The sequence below is a fragment of the Pseudomonas juntendi genome (genome assembly GCF_009932375.1).
In the GTDB taxonomy this organism is placed as follows: Bacteria; Pseudomonadota; Gammaproteobacteria; order Pseudomonadales; family Pseudomonadaceae; genus Aquipseudomonas; species Aquipseudomonas juntendi.
This window is the reverse complement of the sequence record NZ_BLJG01000621.1, coordinates 1-326: the sequence shown is the minus strand read 5'-3', so window position 1 is coordinate 326 and position 326 is coordinate 1. Positions and strand designations below refer to the sequence as shown.

At 63.8% G+C, this 326-nt stretch carries 1 protein-coding gene; it reads right to left on the bottom strand.

Features of this window, described 5'->3' with window-relative positions; genetic code table 11:
- The coding region (locus GYA94_RS27530) for an ATP-binding cassette domain-containing protein (protein WP_161893538.1) at positions 1 to 326 on the bottom strand (326 nt) is incomplete at both ends.

Below are 326 nucleotides of genomic sequence, written 5' to 3'. Positions count from 1 at the left end.
GCCCATGTCGTGTTCGATCAGCACCACGGTGATGTCGTGCTCGTCACGCAGCACGCGAATCATCTGGCTAAGTGCCTCGGTTTCCTGCGGGTTCAAGCCCGCCGCCGGTTCGTCCAGGCAGATGATCTTCGGTCGCGTGCACATGGCGCGGGCGATTTCCAGGCGGCGCTGCTGCCCATACGACAGCTCACCGGCCAGGCGGTTGGCGCAGTCGACCAGGTCGACCACCTCCAGCCAGTAGAAGGCGTGGTCCAGCGCATCGCTTTCGGCCTTGCGGTAGGCCTTGGTATTGAATACCCCCGCCAGCAGGTTGCGGTTGACCCACA